The sequence below is a fragment of the Faecalibacterium prausnitzii genome, assembly GCF_019967995.1.
Taxonomy (GTDB): domain Bacteria; phylum Bacillota; class Clostridia; order Oscillospirales; family Ruminococcaceae; genus Faecalibacterium; species Faecalibacterium prausnitzii_E.
The window spans coordinates 1,921,765-1,940,817 of the sequence record NZ_CP065377.1 but is presented as its reverse complement, the minus strand read 5'-3'; the positions used below and the strand labels follow the sequence as shown (position 1 = coordinate 1,940,817).

Below are 19,053 nucleotides of genomic sequence, written 5' to 3'. Positions count from 1 at the left end.
ATCGTCAGAACTCGAATTTCGACAGATTATCATCTTGATTTTCATTATAGTTTGGGGTATTGATAATGTCAATGTGTGAAATGAGGGAGGAAAGACCATGATCGTAAAGGAATTCTGTCAGTACGTCCGCTCTTATTCGGAGCTGGAGGGGCTGCAGCATGCCCACACGCTGTATTACTCTGCCCGACGCACCGAGATGGGCATCGTGCTGGAACTGGCACAGGAACAGAGCGGGAGCTGCACGGTCAGCCGGGTGCTGTGCCCGGCGGAGAATTTTCCGCAGGCCATGCGGGTGATGCGGTACCTGTGTGAAAACGGCATCGGCCCCGGCCAGTGGCTGGAAATTCTGGACGACCTGCACCAGCCATTTTGTCTGCTGACGCCGCCGGACACGGTGCAAACGCCCCAAAATGCGGATTTTGGGAAGCGATTTGTGGTATTTGTATGATTTCTTTGGCAAAACTTCTTACATAATATGGAATTGACACAGACGAGCCAAGCGTTTATAGTATAAGTAGGTTTGGAAAAACTGCCCCTTGGCAAAAACAATAAAGGTAAGGTGTGTGTAATATGTATCTGGATGAGTATAAGCGCTGGCTGGCAGCGGATCTGGAAGACGCTGACCTGAAGCCGGAACTGGCCAGGATCGAGGGAAATGACGAGGAGATCAAGGACCGCTTTGCGGTGGCCCTGAAGTTCGGCACCGCCGGTCTGCGCGGCGTTCTGGGTGCTGGCACCAATCGCATGAACATTTATGTCGTCCGTCAGGCCACCCAGGGTCTGGCCAACTGGGTCAAGACCCAGGGCGGCAATCAGACCGTTGCCATCAGCTATGACAGCCGCCTGAAGAGCGACATCTTTGCAAAGACGGCGGCCGGTGTTCTGGCAGCCAACGGCATCAAGGTGCGCATCTATGATGCCCTGATGCCCGTGCCGGCCCTGAGCTTTGCCACCCGCTACTACGAGTGCAACGCCGGTATCATGGTCACGGCATCCCACAACCCCGCCAAGTACAACGGCTACAAGGCCTACGGCCCGGATGGCTGCCAGATGACCGATGACGCCGCCGCCATCGTCTACGACGAGATCCAGAAGACCGATGTGCTGACCGGCGCAAAGTACATCTCCTTCGCCGAGGGCGTGGAGCAGGGCCTCATCCGCTTTGTCGGCGATGACTGCAAGAAGGCTCTGTACGACGCCATCGAGGCACGTCAGGTCCGCCCCGGCCTGTGCAAGACGGCCGGTCTGAAGCTGGTGTACAGCCCGCTGAACGGCTCCGGTCTGGTGCCTGTGACCCATGTGCTGAACGATATGGGCATCACCGATATCACCATCGTGCCGGAGCAGGAGTACCCCAACGGCTACTTCACCACCTGCTCCTACCCCAACCCGGAGATCTTCGAGGCCCTGAAGCTGGGCCTGAACCTGGCCACCGAGACCGGCGCCGACCTGATGCTGGCGACCGACCCCGATGCTGACCGCGTGGGCATCGCCATGAAGTGCCCGGATGGCAGCTATGAGCTGGTCTCCGGCAACGAAATGGGCGTTCTGCTGCTGGATTACATCTGCGCCGGCCGCATCGAGAAGGGCACCATGCCCAAGAACCCCGTGGCCGTCAAGTCCATCGTTTCCACCCCGCTGGCTGACGCGGTGGCAAAGCACTACGGCGTGGAGATGCGCAATGTCCTGACCGGCTTCAAGTGGATCGGCGACCAGATCGCCAACCTGGAAGCTGCCGGTGAGGTGGACCGCTTCATCTTCGGCTTCGAGGAGAGCTACGGCTACCTGGCAGGCCCTTACGTCCGCGATAAGGATGCCGTCATCGGCTCCATGCTCATCTGCGAGATGGCTGCTTACTACCGCAGCATCGGTTCCTCCATCAAGCAGCGTCTGGAGGAAATCTACGCACAGTATGGCCGCTACCTGAACAAGGTGGACAGCTTCGAGTTCCCCGGCCTGACCGGCATGGAGAAGATGGCTTCCATCATGCAGAAGCTGCGCGACGAGCCTCTGACCGAGCTGGCCGGCCACAAGGTCGTCAAGGTCACCGACTACAAGAAGCCCGAAGAGACCGGCCTGCCCGCCGCAAACGTCCTGATCTACACGCTGGAGAACGGTGCCACCGTCGTGGTCCGTCCCTCCGGCACCGAGCCGAAGATCAAGACCTATTTCACCACCCTGGGCAAGGACCTGGCCGAGGCACAGGCCCAGAAGGATGCTCTGGCTGCTGCCATTGAGCCGATCCTGAAGTAAAAGCAAACGATTTTTGGAGCTGTTGCAGAACTCCCTCCGGCACTGCGGATGCAATGCCGGAATGCGAAGAGTTTTGCGGCAGCTCCATTTTTTATTGCCCGGTGCAGTTGCAGTTTGCCGGGCAATACGCTATAATATTCAATGTATCATTCTGTGCTTTCTGGAAGGCACGAAAAACGGAAGACAGGGTAGGTGTCAGAAGTGGAAAAACGTGTGACGGCGGTCCTGGTGGCCGCAGGTTCCTCCACCCGGATGGGGTTCGACAAACTCAGCTTTGATCTGGGCGGGGAGACCGTAGTCCAGCGGAGCATCCGCGCCTTTGCGGAGTGCCCGCTGGTGGATGAGATCGTGCTGGTGGCGGGTAAGAACCGCGCCTTTCTGGAGCAGCAGGCTGCGGCCTGCCCAAAGCCGGTGCAGGTCGTGCCCGGCGGGGCCACCCGCGCCGAGAGCGCGAAGAACGGTGTGCTGGCGGCGCACGGCGACCTTGTGGCCGTCCACGATGCAGCCCGCCCCTTTGTGAGCGAAGCCGTCATCGAGGCGGCCGTTTACGCCGCAGCGGCCTGCGGGGCCGCGGCCCCGGCGGTCCCGGTGAAGGACACCGTCAAGCGGGCTGTGCGCGGCGACGGCAAGACCGTGCCGGAGGCCTGCATGGTGGCCGAAACGCCCGACCGCAGCACACTGTATGCGGTGCAGACCCCCCAGTGCTTCGACCGTGCCGCCTATCTGGCTGCGCTGGAAGAGCTGGACGCAGAAAAGGCCCGCCTCGTCACCGACGATTGTAGCCTGTTCGAGCTGACCGGACGCCCGGTGCAGCTGACCCAGGGCGACTACGCCAATCTGAAGATCACCACGCGGGAGGACCTGCCCCGCCCGCAGCAGAAGGAAGGAGAACCTATGCGCATTGGTCATGGTTATGATGTTCATCGTCTCGTGGAGGGCCGCAAGCTGATCCTGGGCGGTGTGGAGATCCCGTATGAGAAGGGCCTGCTGGGCCATTCCGACGCCGACGTGCTGGCCCACGCCGTCATGGACGCTGTGCTGGGCGCAGCGGCTCTGGGCGACATCGGGAAGCACTTCCCGGATACCGACCCCGAATATGCCGGAGCCGACAGCCTGATGCTGGCCCGCCATGTGGCCCGCATCGTCCGGGAGAACGGCTGGAAGGTCGAGAACATCGACTCCACCATCCTCTGCCAGAAGCCGAAGCTGGCTCCCTACATCCCCGCCATGCGCGAAAAACTGGCCGAAGCCTTCGGGATGCCGCTGGACGCCGTGAGCGTCAAGGCCACCACCGAAGAGCATCTGGGCTTTACCGGCGAGGGGCTGGGCATCGCCGTCCATGCGGTGGCTCTGATCGAAACGCTGTAAGCAGGAGAAACTTTCATGACTCTGAACTCGATCATCGCGAATTTCCAGACGTTCAAGCTGGCGGACCTTCTGGATATCATCATCATCGCGTTTCTGATCTATCAGCTGCTGGGCATCATCAACCGCACCCGCGCCGGGCAGCTGGCCAAGGGTGCCCTGCTGGTGCTGGCCGTCTATCTGGTGGCGAACGTGCTCAACATGCGCACGGTCACATGGCTGCTCAACTCGCTGCTGCAGGTCGGCCTGCTGACGCTGGTCGTGCTGTTCCAGCCGGAGATCCGCCGTGCGTTGGAACGGATGGGCCAGACCGACCAGTGGGCCTCGAAGCTCTTCAATGTGAAGGGCCGCTACAACGACCCCAGCTTCAAGGGGGCCTGGCGCAGCGCCATCATTGCCATCTGCGACGCCGCCGAGCGCTTTTCCGAGACCAAGACCGGCGCGCTCATCGTGCTGGAGCGCAGCACCAATCTTTCTGAGATCGTCCGCACCGGCACACCGGTGAACAGCGCGGTCAACCTGGAAGTGCTGGGCACCATCTTCTACGAGGGCACCCCCCTGCACGACGGTGCCGCCATCATCGAGAACGGCCGCATCAAGGCAGCGGGCTGTGTACTGCCGCTGTCCAATAACCTGGACCTTGGCAAGGATATGGGCACCCGCCACCGCGCCTGTCTGGGCATCGCGGAGAACTCCGACGCCATCGCCATCGTCGTCAGCGAAGAGACGGGCATCATCTCCATGGCCAAGAACGGCGTCCTCATCCGCCACTTTGACCGCCAGACCCTGTACACCCGTCTGGTGGATGAGATGATCCCCAAGGAGACCGCCAGCGAAAAGACCGACAACAGCTGGAAGGGCAGAGTCAAGCGCCTGCTGAGCTGGGTGAACCAGAAAGAGGAGGACGAGCAGTCATGAGCAACGAGCCGAACAAGAGCGGCACAAAGCCTGCCATCCAGCACAGCAAGAGCATCCTGGACGACCGCCGCATCCGGTTGCTGCTGGCCGTCGTGGGTGCCATCGTGGCCTGGATGGTCGTCACCATCGTGGTCCAGCCCGGCACCACCAAGACCATCGCCAATGTGCCGGTGGATTTCACCTACGACTCCGCCGCGTACACCTCCCGCGGCCTGAGCATTGTCAGCGCCCCGGAAAAATACGTCACTCTGAAAGTTTCCGGCGACGGCTACGCCATCGGCAGCCTCACGGCATCCGATTTCGTCGTCTACCCGGACTGGTCCGGTGTGCGCGACAGCGGCGAGAAGACCCTGCATCTGCAGGTGCGGGGCGTCAACGGCCTGCTGAACGGCGTCACCGTCTCCATCGAGGGCGGCGACAACAGCGTGGACGTGGTCTTTGATGTGGTGGAGGAAAAGACGGTCCCCATCACGGTGACCACCAACTACCTGACCATTGCCGATGGATATATTTTGTATGGGACGGAGCTTTCGAAGGAGAGCGTGACCCTCTCCGGTCCCAGCACCGAGATCGACAAGGTGACCACCTGCACCGCCGAGGTGACCCACAACGGCGAGCTGACGGAATCCGTCACCCTCGATACCGCCCTGCGGTTCTACACCAACAGCGGCAGCGAAGTCAAGTTCGCGTACACCACGCTGGAAGAGTCGAGCGTGGAGGTCACGCTGCAGGTCTACAAGATGGCCACGCTGCCCGTCAGCGTCAGCTTCATCAACGCCCCGCGCGATTTTGACGACTCGGTGCTGACCTACACGCTGAGCAAGAAGACCCTGAACGTGGCGGGCCCGGCCAGCCAGATCGACAAGATGTCCACCCTGTCCGTCGGCACCATCGACCTGTCCACCTTCTCACTGAACAAGGTCTATGAAATGCCCATCGAGCTGCCCAGCGATATCCGCCTGCTGGACAACATCTCCACGATCACCGTCAGCTTCGATTCCTCCAAACTGGAGACCAAGACCCTGAATCTGCCCGCCGCGTGTGTGCAGGTGGTCAACCTGCCCTCCACCTATACCCTGACGGTGGAGACCGAGCGGCTGATGAACGTGACCCTTTGCGGCCCGGCGGGCGCGATGGAGGCCCTGACGCCGGAACAGGTCGTCATTGAGATCGACGCAGACGACTTCGCGGTGGCCATCGGCCAGCAGAACATCGCATGCAGACTGTATGTGCCGTCCAACGGCAAAATTTTCGCGCTGGGCAGCTATGTCATCCAGTGCAAGATCGAGAGCAACTAAAACGCAGCCCGCTCCGTCCATGCTATAGGCAGGGGGCTGCAATGAAAAAAGAAAGCAATCATCGTATGATTTTGGTAAGAGACATCAGGCTCCCCCTTTCCGCCGGGGAGCCGCAGGCCTTTGAAAAAGCGCTGCACCTGGCCCGCATCCCCCGCAGCAAAGCCGCCCATCTCGGTGTGGCAAAGCTGTCGGTGGATGCCCGCCACGGCCAGCCCAGACTGGTCTATACCGTTGCGGTAACGCTCAAGGACGAGGGTGAGGAATCTGCATTTGCAGGGGCCTCGCCCTGCGTTGCTCTCCGCAGCAGGACCGATTTTTCCGTCCGGAACGGCACCGATCCGCTGGCCCATCGGCCCATCGTCTGCGGGCTTGGCCCGGCGGGGCTGTTCGCGGCGCTGCTGCTGGCCCGGCAGGGCTACCGGCCCATCGTGCTGGAGCGCGGCCCGGCGCTGGACGAGCGGGTGAAGGCGGTGGAGCATTTTTCCGCTACCGGCGAGCTCAACGAGAACGCGAACATCCAGTTCGGCGAGGGCGGTGCAGGCACCTTTTCGGACGGCAAGCTGACCACCCGCATCGGCGATGCGCTGTGCGGCTTTGTCACCGAAGTGTTTTTGCAGCATGGTGCCCCGGCGGAGATCGCCTGGAAGCAGAAGCCGCATGTCGGCACCGACCTGCTCCGGGGCGTCATCACCTCCATCCGGAAAGAGATCGAATCTCTGGGCGGCGAGGTGCATTTCAACACGGCCCTGACCGGCTTTGTGCGGAAGGACGGCAGGCTCGTCGGCGTTCAGACCACGCAGGGCAGCTTCCCGTGCGAGGCGCTGGTGTTCGCGGTCGGCCACTCGGCGCGGGATACCTTTGAAATGCTGATGGACAGCGGCCTTGTGCTGGAGTGCAAGCCGTTCAGCGTGGGCTTCCGGGCGGAGCATCTGCAAAGTGCGATCGAAAAGAGCCTTTACCACGAGGCGGCGGGCCACCCGGCGCTGCCGCGCGGGGAATACCAGCTGTCCCAGCATGTGGGCAGCCGGTGTGTTTACACCTTCTGCATGTGTCCCGGCGGGCAGGTGGTGGCCTCGGCCAGCGAGGCGGGCCGGGTGGTGACCAACGGCATGAGCTACCACGCCCGCAGCGGCAAAAACGCCAACGCGGCGGTGGTGGTCAGCGTGGGAGCCGAGGATTTCGGCAATGACCCGCGCCGGGCCATTGCATTCCAGCGGGAGCTGGAAGCCAACGCCTATCAGGCGGGCCGCGCCGGAGGAGCCTATGCGGCCCCGGCGGAAAACGTCCGGAGTTTCCTTGAAGGCCGGGGAGAACTGCACATCGGCACGGTGGAGCCGACCTACGACCGGGGCGTCGTGGCGGCAGACCTGGGCGCTTTGCTGCCTGGGGAGCTGGCCGAGACCCTGCGGGCCGGTCTGCGGGCGTATGAACGCAAGATCGCCGGGTACACCGCGCCGGACGCGGTCCTGACCGGTCTGGAGACCCGCACCAGCAGCCCGGTGCGGCTGAAGCGGGAAGAAGATCTGGAATCGGCCCAGCTGGCAGGGTTGTACCCCTGCGGAGAAGGCGCGGGCTATGCAGGCGGCATCATGAGCGCCGCCGTGGACGGCCTGCGGGTCGCCCGCGCGATCATCGGCCGGTATCGTCCGGCAGAAGGGTGAGAAGATTTTGATGAACGATCGTGAAAACGATAGGATGAAGGAGACCGAAGGCCAGCAGGTGCAGCGGGAACTGGAAGACCAGCTGCGTGAGTTTGGCGACACCATGTCCGATGCGTTCCGCTATGGCTTCGAGGGCCGGGGCATGGAGATCGGCGACCGGGCCTGGGATGTGGGAAAAGCAGCCGTCCATGCGGCCAACTTCGGCATCTCGGAAGCGGGAAAAGCCCTCCGGAACAGCCGGAACGAATATTACAAAGCCCAGCAGGAGGCACAGAAAACCGGGCCCCGGAACGCGGGCGGGATGCCCCAGTGGGCCAGACAGATCTTTGGCCTGAAAGGGGAGCAGACCCCCGTAGACCTGCTGCGTGCAGACGGCAAAAAGCGCCAGAACGGCGGTGCAGCCCTGCTGGCCGTGGGCATCACCTTCATGGTGATCTTCGGGCTGGGGACGCTGGGCTGCCTCATGGGGTTGGGCATTATTTCGCCGGCTGACGTTGTGGTGTCGGCTACTGAGGGCGGCGGCATCCTGATGACGGGCACGGACTACGTTATGAACACCGCCTACAACGCGCTGGGCATCGTCAGCAGCGTGCTGGCCCTTGTCACGGCGGGCTTTGGCTGGATGACGGCCTGCGGTTCCGCCTGGGTGAAAGCCGGAAAGCAGCTGGGGCAGTTCGCCGATCTTGCGGATACCACCGACTACCACAAGGGCCTTTCGGTCCGGATGCTGGCCGACCTCGTCCACCAGAACCGGAAAAAAATGCTGAAGAAGCTGCAAAAATACATCCGCAAAGGCTGGCTGAACGGATGGCTGGATGAAAAAACGGAAACACTCTATCTGACGGCGGAGGATTACCGCGCCGCGCAGGAGGCCAGAGCCGCCGTGCAGGCAGAGCCGGAACCCAAGGCCGAACCGCAGGCGGAACCCCAGGAGACCCCGCTCAACCTCGAAACGACCTGCCGCTTCGCCAAAGTGCTGGCGCAGGAGCAGCAGCTCATGCAGGACGCACAGGGCGTGGAGGAGCTGGCCCACATGCAGAAGACCACCGAGGCCATCTGCGATTGGCTGGAAGCCCACCCCGAAAGCCTGCCGAAAGCACGGCGGTTCGCGGAATACTATATCCCGACCACCCTCAAGCTCCTGCACACCTACAACGATGTGCAGGGCCAGAAAGGCGATAATGCCGAGAGCATCCGCCGGGACATCGCGGGCATCCTGCATACGCTCAATCAGGCGTATGACAACCTCTACGATAATCTGCTGAGCGATGTGGCGCTGGATGTCTCCAGCGAGATCGCGGCATTGCAGGGAATGCTGGCCAACGACGGCCTGACCGGGGAGGGATTGCGATGACCTGCCGGGCATGGACCTTAAAGGAATTTGACCGCACCGCCCTCAAGGAGCTGACCGCCGCCATTGCGGAACAGAACACCGAAGAACTGGAGCAGAACGCTCTGGACGATGAACCCTGGAGCGAGCAGAAATACGCCGCCACGCTGGCGGTACAACAGAAGGAAGCGGGCCTGCTGGCGGGTGTCCTGGCTGCGCGCGGCATCACCGACCCCGCCGAGGCGCTGACCCTGCTGGCGGGCGAGGAAGAGCTGAGCGACCCCATGCTCCTGACGGACATGGACAAAGCCTGTGCCCGCATCCTCGAAGCCATCGACAAAGAACAGACCATCGTTGTTTACGGCGATTATGATGTGGACGGCGTGACGGCCACGGCCCTGCTGTACCAGCACCTCAAGGGAATGGGCGCAAATGTCAAGTGCATGCTGCCCAGCCGCGAGGGCGACGGCTACGGCCTTTCGAAAAACGCCGTGCAGTCCATCCACGACAAGGGCTGTCAGCTCATCGTCACGGTGGACAACGGCATCTCCGCGCTGGAAGAAGCCGACTTTGCGGCTTCGCTGGGCGTGGACCTCATCGTGACGGACCACCACCTGCCCCACGATACCCTGCCCCACGCAGTGGCCGTCGTGGACCCCCGCCGCGCCGACGATCACAGCCCTTTCAAGGGCCTGTGCGGCGCGGGGGTGGCCTTCAAGCTCTGTGCGGCGCTGGACGGCTGCCCGCCGGAAGAGATGCTGGACTACTGCGGCGACCTAGCCGCCGTGGGCACCGTGGCGGACGTCATGCCGCTGACAGGCGAGAACCGCACCCTCGTCAAGGCGGGCCTGAAACTGCTGCAGCAGACCGACCGGCCGGGCTTTTCGGCCCTGCTGGAAGAGGTCGGTCTGGCGGGCAGGCCCATCACGGCCGAGAACGTCAGCTATGCCATCGCGCCCCGCATCAACGCGGCGGGCCGGATGGACAACGCCGTCACCGCGCTGCAGCTCGTCCTCTGCGAGGAGGAGGAGCGCGCCGAGGAGCTGGCGCATAAGCTGAACGAGATCAATGTGGCTCGGCAGGAGACCGAGCAGGAGATCGTCCGGGCTGCGCAGGAGCAGCTGGATGCGGAACCCGCCATCCTCGAAGACCGGGTCATCCTCATCTGGGGCCGGGACTGGCACCCCGGCGTCATCGGCATCGTAGCCTCCCGGCTGGTGGAAAAGACCGGCCGCCCCGTCATCGTCGTCTCGGTGGATGAGCACGGCGAGGGCAAGGGCAGCGGCCGCAGTGTGCAGGGCTTCAACCTGCATGCCTGCATCGCCTCGTGCGAGGACATCCTGCTCCGCTTCGGTGGCCACGCCATGGCGGCGGGCCTCTCGGTGCGGGAAGAGAACCTGCACGAGCTGCGCCGCCGCCTGAACGAGTGGGCCGCGCGGGAGTGCCCCGTGCTCCTCACGCCGCCGCTGGAATGCGACCTGTCCATCCATCTGGACCGCATCACCGTGGAGTCGGTCCGGCGGCTGGAACAGCTGGCTCCCTACGGAGCCGAGAACCCCACCCCCGTTTTTGTGCTGGAAAAGGCCGTCATCGACGGCATCTACCCGGTGTCGGAGGGCAGGCACTGCCGCCTGCGCCTGCGGCAGGGCAGCGCCAGCATGTATGCCGTCTGGTTCGGGATGCACCCGGAGCAGCTGCCCTATGCCATGGGCGATGTCGTGGACGTTGCGCTGAACCTTTCGGTCTACGATGCGCCGCGCGGGGCACAGCTTTCGGGCCGCATCCTGGAGCTGCACCCGGCGGGGCTGGGCAATGCCGCCGCCGAGCAGACGGCGCTGGTGCAGGCGCTCCGGCGCGGCACCCCGCTCACGGCGGAACAGAAAGCAGCCGTGGTGCCCAAACGGAGCGATATCATCACAGTGTACCGTGAACTGCAGGCCCGGCGCTGGCACGCCGAGGATCTGCAGCCCCTGTTCGCAAAGCTGGGGGAGCAGAACACCGGAAAAATCTTAGTCGCGCTCACCGCCCTCGAACAGGTGGGGCTCATCGCGGTGCAGGAATGCGGCGGGGCAAAGTTCTGGGCACTGGTGCCCGCACAGGGCAAGAAGAATCTTGCCGACGCACCGATCTTGAAATGTCTGGAGGAAGAGTAAATGCCAGAGGGAAAAAGTATGCTGGACCCGGTCAAGCCGGAGGATTCTTATTCCGCAAAAACACACCTGCATCAGGCCGTGAGCAACCCGCCGGAAGTGGCGACGGTCGCAGCCACGGCTCTGCCTGCCAACGCCCCCGAAGGGACGCTGCCCAGTGAGGTGCGCCCGGAGATCATCACCTGGGAAAAGCTGGTGGAGGCCATCCAGGCCAGCGGCAAAGCCTACAATATGGAGATGATCCAAAAGGCGTATGATCTGGCCAACAATGCCCACAGGGGCGTCTGCCGCCGCAGCGGCGAGCCCTACATCTGCCACCCGCTGGCCGTGGCCCGGCTGGTGCTGGACCTGGGCATGGACACGGAGAGCATCGCTGCCGCCCTGCTCCACGATGTGGTCGAGGACACCCCCACCACCCTGGACGACCTGAAGGCCGCCTTTGGCGAGGAAGTGGCTCTGCTGGTGGACGGTGTCACCAAGCTGACCAAGATCCAGTTCTCCAACATCGAAGAGCTGCAGGCCGAGAACCTGCGCAAGATGCTGCTGGCTATGAGCCGCGACGTCCGCGTGATGATCATCAAGCTCTGCGACCGGCTGCACAACATGCGCACCGGCGACGCCTGGCCCGAACAGAAGCGCCGCGACAAGGCCCGCGAGACGATGGAGGTCTATGCTCCCATCGCCAACCGTCTGGGCATCCTGAATGTGAAGGAAGAGCTGGAAGACCGCAGCCTGCACTACCTGGACCCCGTGGGCTACAACGAGATCAGCAAGATGCTGAGCGAGCGCGCGGGCGAGGAGTTTCTGGCCAGCGTGTCCGGCGTCATCGAGCAGCGGCTGGAAGAGAGCGGCATCGAGGGTGCGACCATCAAGCGCCGCGTCAAGAGCATCTACGGCATCTACCGCAAGACCATCATGCAGAACAAGTCGTTTGACGAGATCTACGATATCTATGCGGTCCGCATCATTCTGGATACGCTGGCCGAGTGCTACAGCACTCTGGGCCTCATCCACGATATGTACCACCCGCTGCCCAACCGCTTCAAGGATTATATCTCCACCCCCAAACCCAACGGCTACCAGAGCCTGCACACCACCGTCATCGGGCACGAGGGCATCCCCTTCGAAGTCCAGATCCGCACCCGCAAGATGGATGAACAGGCCGAGTACGGCGTTGCGGCCCACTGGAAGTACAAAGAGGGGCTGGACGGCCACGACAAGCTCGATGAGCGTCTGGCCTGGGTCAGCCAGCTGCTGGAAAATCAGCGCGTCAGCGAGGATTCCGGCAACCTGCTGCACGACCTGAAGAGCGACCTGCTGCCGGAGGAGGTCTTCGCCTTCACCCCGAAGGGCGATGTCATCAACCTGCCCGCCGGTGCCACCTGCATCGACTTTGCCTATGCCATCCACTCTGCCGTCGGCAACCGGATGGTGGGCTGCAAGGTGAACAACCGGATGGTCCCCATCGACCACATCGTCTCCACCGGCGAGATCATCGAGGTCCTCCTCGGCCCGGCGGACAAAGGCCCCAGCCGCGATTGGCTCAAGATCGTGCGCACCAGCGAGGCCAAGAGCAAGATCCGCAACTGGTTCAAGAAGATGCGTCGGGAAGAGAACATCCAGCAGGGCCGCGATGCGCTGGCCCGCGAACTGCGCCGCGAGATGATCTTCATCCCGGACGACGAGCTGGATGATTTCATCGGCAGCTGCTGCCGCCGCCTGCGCCAGAACAACGCCGAGGAGCTGTATGCGGCCGTCGGCTACGGCGGCATCACCATCGCCAACTGCCTGCCCAAGCTGAAAGAGGAGTGGCAGAAGCTCAAGGCCGAGGAAGACAAGACCGAACAGCTGGCCAAAGTGGACCTGAGCAAGGTCCATGCCACCGACGGCGTCGTGGTGGAAGGGTTCGACAACACCCCCATCAAGTTCGCCAAGTGCTGCTCGCCGCTGCCCGGCGACCCCATCGTGGGCTTCATCACCCGCGGGTTCGGCGTCTCCATCCACAAGCAGAGCTGCGCCAACGCCATTTCCAGCATGAAGGACCCCACCAACGCCCCCCGCTGGGTCAAGGCGTACTGGGCCGACAGCGTCAAGGACAGCTACAAGGCCGGCCTTGAAATCGTGGCGCTGGACCGCAACGAACTGCTGCGGGACGTGCTGAGCGCTCTGGCCGACATCCGGGTGCCCATCTACACGATGAACGCCCGTCAGGTGGAAAACAACTGCGCCGTGGTCAGCCTGACCATCGGCATCAACAACACCGAGCATCTTAACCGGGTGGTGGCCCGCCTGTCCAAGGTCAAAGATGTGCTCAAGGTCACAAGGAGTTAAACCATGCGTGCAGTCATTCAGGCCGTTTCGTCGGCCAGTGTCCGGGTCGATGGGGGCGAGCCCCGCGCCATCGGCCCTGGCCTTGTCATCCTGCTGGGCGTCCGCGACACCGACTCGCTGGACATCGTGCCCAAACTGGCCGAAAAGTGCGCGGGCCTGCGCATCTTCAAGGATGAGAACGACAAGCTGAACCTCAGCGCAAAAGACCTTGGGTATTCGGCGCTGGTGGTCAGCCAGTTCACCCTGTATGGGGACACCCGAAAGGGCTTCCGGCCCAGTTTCATCCACGCAGCCAAAGCCCCGCTTGCAGTGGACGCCTACGAGCTGTTTCTGGCTGAAATGAACAAACAGGGCCTCCGGGAGGTCCGGCACGGAGAGTTCGGGGCGGATATGCAGGTGGCTCTGGTCAACGAGGGGCCCTGCACCATCGTCATCGACACCGACGAGTGGAAAAAGAAGGATTGAGAGGGATAACATGCAGGCATTTCATCTTCTCGGCTCTGCGCCGTTTTACACCAACAGTTTTCTGCTGCTCACCAAGGCAGGCCATGCGGTCATCATCGACCCGGCGGCCGAGGTGCAGGAGTACGATAAGATCCTGCGGGACCACGGCGCCGTGCTGACGCACATCCTGTGCACCCACGGCCACTACGACCATGTGGGCAGCGCCGGTGTGCTGAGCCGTGAGTGGGGCGCAAAGATCTGGTGCGAAGCCGCCGACTGCGCCGGGACCCAGCTCTTCCCCCTGAAGAGCGCCGATTTCGGTTATGGAGAGGGGACCAACCTTTCGGTGGATGAGCTGACCTTCACCGCATGGCACACCCCCGGCCACACCGAGGGCAGCGTGGTGCTGCTGTGCAGCGAGTATCTCTTTGTGGGCGATACGGTCTTTCAGGGTAGCATCGGCCGCACCGACCTCGAAGGCGGCAGCGACCGCAAGCTGGAGGCGAGCCTGCGCAAGTTCGCGGGCCTGCCCATCCCCAAAGAGACCCAGCTCCTGCCCGGCCACGGGGATTTCTCGACCTATGGCGAGGAGCTGGAGACCAACTACTATATCAAAGCCGCACTGCGGAACGCATAAAAAGGCAGGAACACATGAAGATCTATATCACAGGGCTTGCTTCCGGCTACGAGGTCGAGCATCTGGTCCGGCTGTTTTACCCAATGGCACCGCTCACCCTGACTCCGCCTGAAGCCGGGGAGGACTGCGTGTGGGCCGAGCGGAAGCCGAACGGTCTGCTGGCGCTGGTGCGGGAGCACGGCGGGCAGGAGGCCGTCTCCGCCCCGCTGCCGGGGCCGGACGGCGAGACCGAAGCCTTTGCTCTTGCCAGCCTGACCTATGACCTGCTGCGCCGCTGGACGGGCATCCGCCCGCCCTGGGGCAAGATGACCGGTGTGCGCCCGGTCCGACTCATCCACGACAAGCGCGCTGCCGGTTGGAGCGAAGCGGAGATCGACCGCTTTTTCCTGGGCCGGTTCGACTGCTCGGAGCAGAAATACCAGATGGCGAGAGCCATTGCCGATCTGCAGGAGCCGATCCTGCGCCTGGGCAGCGAGCCGAAGACCTACAGCCTGTACATCGGCATCCCGTTCTGCCCCTCCCGGTGCAGCTATTGCAGCTTCGTCAGCTGCAATCTCGACCGGGACCGCAAGCTGGTGCAGCCCTATGTGGACTGCCTTTGCCGCGAGGTGGAGGAGATCCGGGCGCAGGCGGAGCAGGCCGGGCTGAAGCTGTGCAGTATCTACATCGGCGGCGGCACGCCCACCAGCCTTTCGGCAGACCAGCTCCGCCAGCTGATGGGCACCGTGCGGCAGTGCTTTGACCTTTCCCGCGTCGTGGAATACACGGTGGAGGCAGGCCGCCCCGACTGCACCGACGCCGAAAAGCTGGCCGTCATCAAGGAGTATGGGGCGACCCGCATCTCCATCAACCCCCAGACCTTTTCGGACGAGGTGCTGGCCGGCATCGGCCGCCGGCACTCGGCGCAGGACATCCTGGACTGCTTTGCCGACGCCCGGAAGGCGGGCCACGACGACATCAACATGGACCTCATCGCGGGCCTGCCCGGCGACACCGTGGAGGGCTTTGAGCGCAGCCTGCGGCAGGCCATCGCGCTCGACCCGGAGAACATCACCGTCCACACCCTGACCCTCAAGCGGGCCTCCCGCATCGTCATCGAGGACCAGAAGGAGAACGACTACGCCGATGTGGCCGCCATGCTGGAACGCTGCCATCTGCTGGCAGAGGCGGGCTATCGGCCCTACTACCTCTACCGCCAGAAGAACACCCTGCAAAATCTGGAAAACGTGGGCTGGTGCAAGCCGGGCCACGAGGGATATTACAACATCTATATCATGGAGGAAGTCCAGACTATCCTTTCCGCAGGCGCGGGCGGCAGCACCAAGCTGGTGGCCGACGGCGGAAAACGGATGCAGCGCATCTTCAACTTTAAGTATCCGACCGAGTACATCCAGCGCTTTGCGGAGGTTCTGGAACGGAAAAAAGGAGTGGCTGATTTTTATGATCACGATTTGGGTCCCGAAACGCCTGGTGGAGATCGACCTTTATAACATTGCCGCCCGCAGCCCGGAAGCGCTGGCGGAGATGAGCGAGCGCAGCTACCGCGAGCGGGTCCGCTACGCGGCCGAAAAAGTCCGCTTTTCCGGCACTAAGATCGTCATGCTCACCGGCCCGTCGGCCAGCGGCAAGACCACCTCGGCCCACAAGCTGGCCGAAGAACTCATCCGGCAGGGCACACCTGCCCATGTGGTCAGTCTGGACAATTTCTTCCGGGGCGCGGAGTTCTACCCCCGGATGCCGGACGGTACACTGGACTACGAGAACCCCGACACCATGGATCTGCCCCTCATCCGGCAGTGCCTCCGCGAGCTGAGCGAGACGGGAAAGACCGTGCTGCCGATCTACGATTTCACCAGCGAGAAGCGCTCGGATGCGACCGAACCCGTGGACCTGCAGGGCGGCGTCTGCATCGTGGAGGGCATCCATGCTCTCAACCCGGAGCTGACCAGCCTTGTGCCCGGTGAGGAAGTCTACCGCATCTATGCCGGTCTGCGGGAGGAATACTGCATCGACGGCCGCCGGGTCATCAACACCCAGGACATCCGCCTGTGCCGCCGCACCCTGCGCGATGCCGCCGCCCGCGGCCGCAGCCCCGAAAAGACCCTTGCCATGTGGGACCGCGTCCTGGACGGCGAGACCCGGTATATCAAGGGCTTCAAGACCACGGCGGACTTCCTGCTGGACACTTCCTTCACCTACGAGATGGGCCTCATCGCCCAGCTGCTGCAAAAGGTGCGCCGCCAGTTCGTGCTGGAAGGTCACAATGCCGAGCTGTGGGACGAGACGGCCCGCCGGTTCGAGCATGTGGCCCCCCTGCCGCTGGACCTGCTGCCTGCCGACAGTATGCTGCGGGAGTTCTACGGCAGCGAGGCGAACTGACGAAGGGCTGTCCGGAGTTTGTGTAAATGCGAAAAATCTGTTTCCAAATCCGCACGAAACTGTAAAACTTGCGGCAAATTCGTTGCAATCAGAGGTGGAGTGCGCTATAATGAAACCATCATCCGAAAGCACAGGAGGGGAAGTACCCTTCCGCTGAGAGAGGTGTCTGTTATGGATTTCAACAAGATCAAGGAAATGGGTCTGGAATATGCCGAAAAAGGCAAAAACGCAGCAATGGATCTGGCCGAGCGCGGCAAGACGCAGGCAAAGATCGTGAACGAGCAGACCAAGCTCGCCCGCGCACAGCGCCAGCTGGGTGCGCTGGTGTACAGTCTGGCCAAGGGCAACGAGGAGAACCAGCCCCTTGTGGATAAGTACATCGAGATGATCGATGCCATCGAAAAAGATCTGACCGCTCTGCGTGAGAGCATCGGGACGCCCGCAGCGGAAGCTGCCCCGGAACCCGAAGCACCGGCGGACAGCGTGACCATCGAGTTCCCCACCGACGCACAGCCTGCTGCGGAGGAAAAGAAGACCTGCCCGCAGTGCGGCGCTCCGGTCTCGGACGATGCACTGTTCTGCAACAAGTGCGGCGCGCAGCTGTGACCTGAAATTGAAACAGCCCGGAGCGGGCGGTGTCCGTGCGGGATACCGCCCGTTTTTGTACCAAAGTGTGAAAAATCTGGAAACATTTGGAGCGAAAAACCGGAAAATGCGCTTGTCCCCTTGAAAAATGGCGGATTCTGCGATACAATAAAGCCCTACTTTTGGAGCAGAAGGGAGCGTTTGCCCATGCTGGACTGGCCGGAGCGGGAGCACTATACGGCAGAGGACCTCATCGAGATCCTCCGCATCCTGCGCGACCCCGAAACAGGCTGTCCGTGGGACAAGGTGCAGACGCACCAGTCCATCCGGAAAAATTTTCTGGAGGAAACGTATGAGGCACTGGAAGCCCTGGATGCCGACGACCCCGCGATGCTGCGGGAAGAGCTGGGCGATGTGCTGATGCAGGTAGCCTTCCATGCCGTCATGGAGGAGGAGCGGGGCCGGTTCGATTTTGAACAGGTCTGCCGTGAGGTGTGCGAGAAGCTGGTGTTCCGTCACCCGAACATCTTTGCCTCCTCTGCGGCGGAAAATGCCGGTATAAACAGCTGGGATGCGCTCAAAAATAAGGAAAAGGGACGCCGGACGCTGGCCGATGAGCTGGGCACCGTACCGGCCACCCTGCCTGCTTTGATGTATGCTCAGAAACTGCAGAAGCGCGCCGCAGGCCATGGCCTCGGTGCAGTGGACCAGGAATGCGCGGCTGCTGCCCTGCGGGCGGCAGAACAGAACTGGGACGCCGCTGCACCGGAGGATGCCGCCGCACGGGCGGGAGAGCTGCTGTTCGCAGCGGTCAACGCCATCCGGCTGGCCGGTGTGGATGCCGAAGAAGCACTGACCTTTGCCTCGAAGCGGTTTCGGGACGAGCTGCTGGCCCCACAGGCGGGAGCGAACGGGTATCAGGCCGAAACGCCTGCTCCGATAGATAGAAAATGATGAGTACAAATTTTGTGGAGGTTTTACTATTATGACCAAGACTGATCTGATCGCACAGGTTGCGGCAAACACCGAAATGAGCAAGAAGAGCGCTGAGCTGGCTGTCAACGCTGCATTCGAGGCACTGGGTAAGGCCATGGCAGAGGGTGAGAAGATCACCATCTCCGGCTTCGGTACCTTCGAGATCCGTGAGCGCGCCGAGCGTCAGGGCATCAACCCCCGCACCCGCGAGCCCATCACCATCGCTGCTTCCCGCAGCATCGTGTTCAAGCCGGGCAAGGCTCTGAAGGACACCCTGTAAGAGAGAACCCACTGCCGCCGGAACCGTTTGGCCCGGCGGCTTTTTATATGGAGGTTTCCCATGCGATTGGACAAATACCTGAAAGTTTCGCGGCTCATCAAGCGCCGCACCGTGGCAAACGAGGTGGCCGATGCAGGCCGCATCCTCATCAACGGCAAGGTCGCCAAGGCCAGCCAGGCCGTCAAGGCGGGCGACCTCATCGAGGTCACCTTCGGCAACCGCCCCATCAAAGTCCGCGTGCTCTCCGATGTGGAGCCACGCACCAAGGATGTCGCGCGGGAGATGTACGAGATCCTTTCGGAATAAGACTGAAACGTGTATTCGATATGGGTCTGCACAAAACCGCCCGATGAATTTCAGAATACGCTCACGCGGTATTCAATTGTAGGCGGTATAGAGCAAAAGAGCTCATCGGAAGAATGTTTCCATTCGGAGCTGTTCCGAAAT

General features: G+C 62.4%; 17 protein-coding genes. All 17 read left to right on the top strand.

Annotation, left to right across the window (positions count from 1 at the left end; genetic code table 11):
• Positions 1–97: 97 nt before the first annotated feature.
• The 17 genes from I5P96_RS09600 (at position 98) to I5P96_RS09520 (ending at position 18,912) form a co-directional block, all read left to right on the top strand.
• A complete protein-coding gene (locus tag I5P96_RS09600) occupies positions 98–448 on the top strand; it encodes a hypothetical protein (RefSeq protein WP_223381847.1) in 351 nt (116 codons plus the stop codon).
• Between the two features lie 122 nt (positions 449–570).
• The gene (locus tag I5P96_RS09595) at positions 571–2,253 is read left to right on the top strand and encodes a phospho-sugar mutase (RefSeq protein ID WP_097792562.1); all 1,683 of its coding nucleotides are present in this window, start codon (positions 571–573) and stop codon (positions 2,251–2,253) included.
• Positions 2,254–2,445: 192 nt separating this feature from the next.
• Positions 2,446–3,621, top strand: coding sequence for a 2-C-methyl-D-erythritol 2,4-cyclodiphosphate synthase (gene ispF, locus I5P96_RS09590; RefSeq protein ID WP_223381846.1), 1,176 nt, complete (start codon positions 2,446–2,448; stop codon positions 3,619–3,621).
• Positions 3,622–3,636: 15 nt separating this feature from the next.
• Positions 3,637–4,536 carry a diadenylate cyclase CdaA gene (cdaA, locus tag I5P96_RS09585; protein ID WP_097792561.1) on the top strand — a complete coding sequence of 300 codons (900 nt, stop codon included), beginning with the start codon at positions 3,637–3,639 and terminating at the stop codon, positions 4,534–4,536.
• Positions 4,533–5,834 (top strand): YbbR-like domain-containing protein, encoded by a 1,302-nt coding sequence (locus I5P96_RS09580; protein ID WP_223381845.1) that lies wholly within the window; start codon positions 4,533–4,535, stop codon positions 5,832–5,834. The genes cdaA and I5P96_RS09580 overlap by 4 nt, the downstream gene beginning before the upstream one ends.
• 65 nt (positions 5,835–5,899) lie before the next feature.
• The gene (locus I5P96_RS09575) at positions 5,900–7,495 is read left to right on the top strand and encodes an NAD(P)/FAD-dependent oxidoreductase (RefSeq protein ID WP_223381843.1); all 1,596 of its coding nucleotides are present in this window, start codon (positions 5,900–5,902) and stop codon (positions 7,493–7,495) included.
• Between the two features lie 10 nt (positions 7,496–7,505).
• On the top strand, positions 7,506–8,849 hold the full coding sequence (locus I5P96_RS09570; protein ID WP_223381840.1) for a 5-bromo-4-chloroindolyl phosphate hydrolysis family protein: 1,344 nt from the start codon (positions 7,506–7,508) through the stop codon (positions 8,847–8,849).
• The gene (recJ, locus tag I5P96_RS09565) at positions 8,846–10,978 is read left to right on the top strand and encodes a single-stranded-DNA-specific exonuclease RecJ (protein ID WP_223381838.1); all 2,133 of its coding nucleotides are present in this window, start codon (positions 8,846–8,848) and stop codon (positions 10,976–10,978) included. Before I5P96_RS09570 ends, recJ begins: the two co-directional genes overlap by 4 nt.
• Positions 10,979–13,306, top strand: a complete 2,328-nt coding sequence (locus tag I5P96_RS09560) for a RelA/SpoT family protein (RefSeq protein WP_223381836.1) — start codon at positions 10,979–10,981, stop codon at positions 13,304–13,306.
• A gap of 3 nt (positions 13,307–13,309) precedes the next feature.
• A complete protein-coding gene (gene dtd, locus I5P96_RS09555) occupies positions 13,310–13,771 on the top strand; it encodes a D-aminoacyl-tRNA deacylase (protein WP_097792555.1) in 462 nt (153 codons plus the stop codon).
• A gap of 10 nt (positions 13,772–13,781) precedes the next feature.
• Positions 13,782–14,387 (top strand): MBL fold metallo-hydrolase, encoded by a 606-nt coding sequence (locus I5P96_RS09550; RefSeq protein ID WP_223381834.1) that lies wholly within the window; start codon positions 13,782–13,784, stop codon positions 14,385–14,387.
• Between the two features lie 14 nt (positions 14,388–14,401).
• Positions 14,402–15,877, top strand: coding sequence for a coproporphyrinogen dehydrogenase HemZ (gene hemZ / locus I5P96_RS09545; RefSeq protein WP_223381832.1), 1,476 nt, complete (start codon positions 14,402–14,404; stop codon positions 15,875–15,877).
• On the top strand, positions 15,828–16,766 hold the full coding sequence (locus I5P96_RS09540; protein ID WP_097792552.1) for a uridine kinase: 939 nt from the start codon (positions 15,828–15,830) through the stop codon (positions 16,764–16,766). The genes hemZ and I5P96_RS09540 overlap by 50 nt, the downstream gene beginning before the upstream one ends.
• Before the next feature lie 171 nt (positions 16,767–16,937).
• Positions 16,938–17,372, top strand: a complete 435-nt coding sequence (locus I5P96_RS09535; RefSeq protein ID WP_223381831.1) for a zinc ribbon domain-containing protein — start codon at positions 16,938–16,940, stop codon at positions 17,370–17,372.
• A 186-nt stretch (positions 17,373–17,558) separates the two neighbouring features.
• Complete coding sequence (locus I5P96_RS09530) at positions 17,559–18,305, top strand: MazG family protein (protein WP_223381830.1); 747 nt, start codon at positions 17,559–17,561, stop codon at positions 18,303–18,305.
• A gap of 31 nt (positions 18,306–18,336) precedes the next feature.
• Positions 18,337–18,606 (top strand): HU family DNA-binding protein, encoded by a 270-nt coding sequence (locus I5P96_RS09525; protein ID WP_097792549.1) that lies wholly within the window; start codon positions 18,337–18,339, stop codon positions 18,604–18,606.
• A 60-nt stretch (positions 18,607–18,666) separates the two neighbouring features.
• Positions 18,667–18,912 carry an RNA-binding S4 domain-containing protein gene (locus I5P96_RS09520; RefSeq protein WP_097792548.1) on the top strand — a complete coding sequence of 82 codons (246 nt, stop codon included), beginning with the start codon at positions 18,667–18,669 and terminating at the stop codon, positions 18,910–18,912.
• The last annotated feature ends 141 nt before the right edge of the window (positions 18,913–19,053 follow it).

Bases quoted from the DNA above. Each gene is read 5' to 3' on its own strand.
- I5P96_RS09595 (WP_097792562.1), top strand. From the start codon at position 571: ATGTATCTGGATGAGTATAAGCGCTGGCTGGCAGCGGATCTGGAAGAC.
- I5P96_RS09530 (WP_223381830.1), top strand. From the start codon at position 17,559: ATGCTGGACTGGCCGGAGCGGGAGCACTATACGGCAGAGGACCTCATC.
- I5P96_RS09520 (WP_097792548.1), top strand. From the start codon at position 18,667: ATGCGATTGGACAAATACCTGAAAGTTTCGCGGCTCATCAAGCGCCGC.
- I5P96_RS09600 (WP_223381847.1), top strand. From the start codon at position 98: ATGATCGTAAAGGAATTCTGTCAGTACGTCCGCTCTTATTCGGAGCTG.
- I5P96_RS09560 (WP_223381836.1), top strand. From the start codon at position 10,979: ATGCCAGAGGGAAAAAGTATGCTGGACCCGGTCAAGCCGGAGGATTCT.
- I5P96_RS09575 (WP_223381843.1), top strand. From the start codon at position 5,900: ATGATTTTGGTAAGAGACATCAGGCTCCCCCTTTCCGCCGGGGAGCCG.
- hemZ (WP_223381832.1), top strand. From the start codon at position 14,402: ATGAAGATCTATATCACAGGGCTTGCTTCCGGCTACGAGGTCGAGCAT.
- dtd (WP_097792555.1), top strand. From the start codon at position 13,310: ATGCGTGCAGTCATTCAGGCCGTTTCGTCGGCCAGTGTCCGGGTCGAT.
- cdaA (WP_097792561.1), top strand. From the start codon at position 3,637: ATGACTCTGAACTCGATCATCGCGAATTTCCAGACGTTCAAGCTGGCG.
- I5P96_RS09580 (WP_223381845.1), top strand. From the start codon at position 4,533: ATGAGCAACGAGCCGAACAAGAGCGGCACAAAGCCTGCCATCCAGCAC.
- I5P96_RS09540 (WP_097792552.1), top strand. From the start codon at position 15,828: ATGATCACGATTTGGGTCCCGAAACGCCTGGTGGAGATCGACCTTTAT.
- I5P96_RS09525 (WP_097792549.1), top strand. From the start codon at position 18,337: ATGACCAAGACTGATCTGATCGCACAGGTTGCGGCAAACACCGAAATG.
- I5P96_RS09570 (WP_223381840.1), top strand. From the start codon at position 7,506: ATGAACGATCGTGAAAACGATAGGATGAAGGAGACCGAAGGCCAGCAG.
- I5P96_RS09550 (WP_223381834.1), top strand. From the start codon at position 13,782: ATGCAGGCATTTCATCTTCTCGGCTCTGCGCCGTTTTACACCAACAGT.
- recJ (WP_223381838.1), top strand. From the start codon at position 8,846: ATGACCTGCCGGGCATGGACCTTAAAGGAATTTGACCGCACCGCCCTC.
- I5P96_RS09535 (WP_223381831.1), top strand. From the start codon at position 16,938: ATGGATTTCAACAAGATCAAGGAAATGGGTCTGGAATATGCCGAAAAA.